This window comes from Bacillus sp. AY3-1 (assembly GCF_008368785.1).
GTDB classification, from domain to species: Bacteria; Bacillota; Bacilli; order Bacillales; family Bacillaceae_G; genus Bacillus_A; species Bacillus_A wiedmannii.
In genome coordinates this window covers 376,372-381,738 of sequence record NZ_QORZ01000009.1, presented here as the reverse complement: position 1 = coordinate 381,738, position 5,367 = coordinate 376,372, and the positions used below count along the sequence as shown (strand labels likewise).

Genomic DNA, 5,367 nt, shown 5'->3' with positions numbered 1-5,367 from the left:
GAGAGTACATCACAAGCCTAGGGTGGTGGAAAAATCCTCTATCTTTAAGTAGATAAACATATAGTCTGCGCTCATGTGAAAACATGAGAAGTTCATAAGAGAACTGGCTAAGGAATTGCGCCCTTAGTTGAACAAGATAAATTTTATTGAATCTATCAAACTTTATTGAAAACACCGAACGTACGTGCTATGTTAGGTTCAATGAGGTGAGAATAATAATGAAATTTTCACAAGTTAGTCAAGTATCAGAATTAACAGGTTTGCATCCGAGTAGTCTAAGGAGAATGCTGGTGGAACACGCTACGATTCAGAAGAACAAATCTTTCATTAAAGGAGTTAAATTCTGATGATATTGGCGAAGAAAGTTAGATTGATTCCAACGCCTGAACAAGAAAAAGTGCTTAGAAACCATGCTGGCGCTGCAAGATTCGCTTATAACTATTGTAAAAGAATGAGTGATAGATACTATAAGCTATTTGGAAAATCTGTTTCACAGTTAGATTTACAGAAACGATTTACAAAGATCAAGAAGCGAAAGCGATATGAGTGGTTAAATGACATCAATGCACAAGTTCCAAAACAGGCTTCAAAAGATTTTGACAAGGCGAGAAAAAATTCGTTCAAAAAGTACAAAAATGGTTATCACACTTCTTATAAATCCAAAAAAGATTTAATTCAAGGATTTTATACCAATTATGAAAGACTGATTATAGGAAAGAAAGTAGTTCATATTCAGTCTATTGGAGAAGTGAAAATAAGCCAACAACTACCAAGAAACAAAAAACCATCAAATCCAAGAGTTACATTTGACGGTTGTCACTGGTGGATGAGTGTAGGATTCCAAGAAGACTTTGAATTACAAGAACTAACCAATGAGTCGATTGGTGTGGATGTTGGTTTAAAAGAGCTTTTTGTAGCTTCTAATGGTATGAAAGAACGAAATATAAACAAAGATGCCAAGGTTAAAAAGCTTTTGAAAAGGAAAAAGTTAGCACAAAGAGATATGTCTAGGAGATTTAAAAAAGGTGTAAAAATTCAATCTGCCGGATATGAAAAAGCGAAAGCGCAGCACCTGCGGTTATCTAGGAAAATTACGAATATCCGAAATAACCATATCCATCAAGCAACAGCAAAATTGGTGAAAACCAAACCAATGAGAATTGTTGTGGAAGACTTATCTATCTCAAACCTGTTAAAAAACAAAAAACTATCGAAAGCGTTTTTATTTCAAAAATTAAACTGCTTCTTTCAATGTTTGTCATACAAGTGCGAGAAATATGGCATTGCGTATGTAAAAGCTGATAAATGGTTCGCCTCAAGCAAGATTTGTTCATATTGCGGAGTAAAATACGACCATTCAGTTCAACCAGAAGGACATTGGAGTTTAAAAATACGTGAGTGGTGTTGTGTTGAATGCAATAGCCATCACGATAGGGATGTAAATGCGTCGATAAATTTATCAAGATGGGTAAAATAAATGCTTGATAATAGGAGGTAACGATACTGCCTCGTGTGGAGTGTTATACCCCTCGTCCCTTCGGGGTTGCGAGAACACGATGAAGCACTAACTTGTGTAAAGTTGATTGAATTGTATAGATTTAGTTAAGTTTATCGTATCGGAAGACGAACCAGTTACCAGCAGTTGAACTGAAGGTTGAGCAAGGACAATGTGTTGTTTTGCAATGCAATAACCATACAGCTAAAGTGTTGCACCGCATCATTATTGGTGAGGAAGAAGCTTCAACTGGCAACGTGTTATTTGAGGGAGAATCGATTGGAAGGGAAAATTATTCCCGCATCGGTTTTTGTTTTTTGAAAGATGAAGCATATGATCGTTTGAAGGTGAAGGAATACTTTAAGTTTTTAATAGGTCTTTATGAATCGAATATGAGTGCGGAAGAAGTTGTACAATATGTCGGCCTTTTAGATAAGTTAAACGTTAAAATAGAAAAACTATCATTTTCAGAGAAACGCCGTCTTCATATTGGGCGAGTTATGGTTCATAATCCGGATTTAGTTATTCTAGAAGAGCCAGAGCAAAATGTAGATACAGAGAGTACGATTATTATTCGAAAAGCGATTATGGCAATGAAGGAGAAAGGAAAGGCGATTTTTATAACGTCATCCTTCCTATCGGACGCCCTTTCGTTAACAGAAGATGTATATATATTAAACAATGATGGTGTGAAGAAAATAGAAATCGAACAAGAAGAAATTGAAGAGGTGGATGAAGAAAAGGTTGTTCAAATGATTCCGCAAATGAAACTTGAAAGAATTCCAGCGAAAGTGAACGATAAAATCATTTTACTTGATCCGATGGAAATTCATTTTATTGAAACGCAAAACGGAGTGACACATATTCATGTGCGTGAAGGTGATTTCGTATGTGCATTAACATTAAGTGAACTAGAAGCGAGATTAACAGGGTTCGGGTTCTTTAGATGTCATCGCTCGTACCTTGTAAATTTACAAAGAGTACGAGAAGTCATTACGTGGACTCGTAATAGCTTTAGTTTAATTTTGGATGACGAAAGAAAAAGTTCAATCCCGCTTTCAAAAGGACGAATGGATGAATTAAAAGGTGTGATTGGGCTATAAAATTTGCTCCAGTAAGCTTAAAATACGATTCATTCACCGGTAAAAATACTCCTTTTACCGGTATTTTACTGCGTAACCCTTTTGTTTTTCATATGATTGAGTCAAGAAAAGCGAAACAAACAAACGAAAAGCGCTAAAGCGACTTTCATCTATAAAAAGAAAAACAAAGGGGATGACGGGATGACATTGGCAATTGAAATGAAAGATGTAATGAAAAGTTTCAACGAAAAAACGGCACTTCGAAATGTAAATATTGAGGTGAAGCAAGGAGAAATTTTTGGATTCCTCGGACCGAGTGGATCTGGAAAAACAACAACAGTAAAGATTTTAACTTCTCAATTGCTGCATAGCGTTGGAACAGTGAGGGTACTAGGTAAAGATATTACAGGACCAAGCAGCATCGATTATAAACGAATTGGTATTTTAACAGACAACAGCGGTTTATATGAAAGACTTAGCATTTATGATAACTTACTATTATTTTGTGACTTATACGATTGCAAAAAAGAAAGAATCGATGAAGTACTAGCGCAAGTGAATCTATTAGATGATAAAAAAACACCAGTAAAGAAACTATCAAAAGGAATGAAGCAGCGCGTTACACTAGCTAGAGCAATCCTTCATAAACCAGATATTCTCTTCTTAGATGAACCAACATCTGCACTCGATCCAGTTAACGTACAAAACATTCATAAAATCTTAAAAGACTTAAATAAAGAAGGAACGACGATTTTCTTAACGACGCACAACATGGATGAAGCAGAAACGCTTTGTAACCGCATTGCCTTTCTGTGTGGCGGAGAAATTGTAGCGCTTGATACACCGGAGAACCTTCGCTTACAATACGCGAAAGATCAAATACAAGTCGTGTTAAAGGATAAGAAGAAAGAAACGGTACAAAAAGATGAATTAGGTGCAAAACGTATTTCAGAGTGGATGAAAAAAGGAGAACTATTATCCATTCATTCTTATGAGCCAACTTTAGGCGATATCTTTATTGAAGTTACTGGGAGGGGATTATAATGACATTTTCAATGAGACGTGTATCAGCTATTTTTAGAAAAGAAGTACAGGATTTTAAGACAAATTCACAAGTTTTGTTAATGGCATCTTTACCAATTATATTTGCATTTATATTTAGCCGATTTGGAGAAGGACAGGCAGGAGTTGGCATTATTACTTTAATGTCCTTTCTATTTGTAGCAGGGTTTGTTCAATCAATGGTAATTGCAGAAGAGAAAGAAAAACATACGTTACGTGTGTTAATGCTATCACCAGCTTCTTCTGTTGAAGTTCTTCTTGGGAAAAGTATATTAACAGCATGTTTAACGTTGGGTATTTCCATTGTAAACTTATTCATCTTAGATCAATTAAGTGGCAATCTCTTATTGCTAGCATTTATTTTCTTATGTGGAACAATTCTATTCATTTTAATTGGAACAGTGATTGGATTATTAGCTGAGTCTGTCCCGCAAACATCACTAATTGGAATGCCAATATTAATGACGATGTATTTAGCTGTACAATTTGAGCCAATGGTTGAAAATAAAGTAATTAAGACGATGATTAGTTATCTTCCAACATCTCATCTTGAAAAAGCGATTAAAATCTTAGTGGAGGGTGCTGGGTTTAGTAGTATTAGTGGGCATATGCTAAATGTTGGAGTGTGGCTCGTTATTTCACTTATTGCATGTTTAATCGTATATAAAAAGAAACAATTGGACTAAAAACTGAGCCGAAAGTACTCAGTTTTTTATTTTTTCTATCATTTCCTCGGAAATTTTACAATTCTCATACATATTTTTACAGATTTTGTCGAAAAGTAATTAGTTATACGTTGTATAGGATACGTGAATATTGTTCAAAATGATTGCTGAGGTGATGATGGAATGCGAGGAAGAAATAATAAAAAGTCGCAAAAGGTAGTACATTTATTTCAAAAAAGATGGGTGTTTCCGGCACTATACATTGCTTGTGCAGCGGTAATTTTAATGGTTGCGCTATGGTTCCAAGGAGCTAATCCGAAGAAGACTCCGAACCAAGATCAAGCAACACCGTATACACAATCGGAAGATCCAGCAGTACCAGTAACGAAATCTTCAGAAGTAGTGAAAATGCCAGCTGCCGCTAATGCGGAAGTAGTCGTACAGAAGAAATTCTATGAAGATGCAGCAACTGAGGCGGAACAAGAAAAAGCACTTGTCTTTTATAACAACACATATTCCCCAAATAAAGGAATCGACATTGCTGCGAAGAATGGAAAAGAATTCGATGTAGCTGCTGCTTTAAGTGGTACAGTAACGAAAGCTGAAAAAGATTCACTTCTTGGTTATGTTGTAACAGTCGATAGCGGAAATGGTGTAGCAGTTTCTTATCAAAGCTTAGGCAGTGTGAAAGTAGAAAAAGGTGCACGAGTTGCACAAGGTGAAGTATTAGGAAAATCCGGTCTAAGTGCAATGAATAAAGAAGCAGGTTCTCACGTTCACTTTGAAGTACGTAAAGACAACGTGGCTGTGAACCCTGAGCGCTACTTAAATAAGTCAGTAGCAGAAATTAAAGCTGATGCAGGTGCTGCAAAAGCAACGAATGCTTCTGGTAAAAAGGCTGATGAAAAACCTCAAAAAGAAGAGAAGTCAACAAGCGGTTCGACTAGTGACAAAAAAGAAGAGCCGAAGAAAGAAGAAAAATCAACAAGCGGTTCGACTAGTGACAAAAAAGAAGAGCCGAAGAAAGAAGAAAAATCAACAAGCGGTTCGACTAGTGACAAAA

General features: G+C 36.0%; 5 protein-coding genes. All 5 read left to right on the top strand.

The features are described from left to right. Nucleotides 1–346: 346 nt before the first annotated feature. The gene (locus DN389_RS07245; RefSeq protein WP_149236972.1) at nt 347–1,477 is read left to right on the top strand and encodes an RNA-guided endonuclease InsQ/TnpB family protein; all 1,131 of its coding nucleotides are present in this window, start codon (nt 347–349) and stop codon (nt 1,475–1,477) included. Between the two features lie 170 nt (nt 1,478–1,647). Beyond that, complete coding sequence (locus DN389_RS07240) at nt 1,648–2,598, top strand: LytTR family transcriptional regulator DNA-binding domain-containing protein (protein WP_149236971.1); 951 nt, start codon at nt 1,648–1,650, stop codon at nt 2,596–2,598. A gap of 180 nt (nt 2,599–2,778) precedes the next feature. Further along, on the top strand, nt 2,779–3,621 hold the full coding sequence (locus tag DN389_RS07235; RefSeq protein ID WP_060487982.1) for an ABC transporter ATP-binding protein: 843 nt from the start codon (nt 2,779–2,781) through the stop codon (nt 3,619–3,621). After that, entirely contained in the window at nt 3,621–4,325 is a 705-nt protein-coding gene (locus DN389_RS07230) for an ABC transporter permease (RefSeq protein WP_000144454.1), read from the top strand. Before DN389_RS07235 ends, DN389_RS07230 begins: the two co-directional genes overlap by 1 nt. Before the next feature lie 162 nt (nt 4,326–4,487). Then, nucleotides 4,488–5,367 (top strand): stage II sporulation protein SpoIIQ (locus tag DN389_RS07225; protein ID WP_149236975.1); only part of this gene is annotated, 880 nt, incomplete at its 3' end.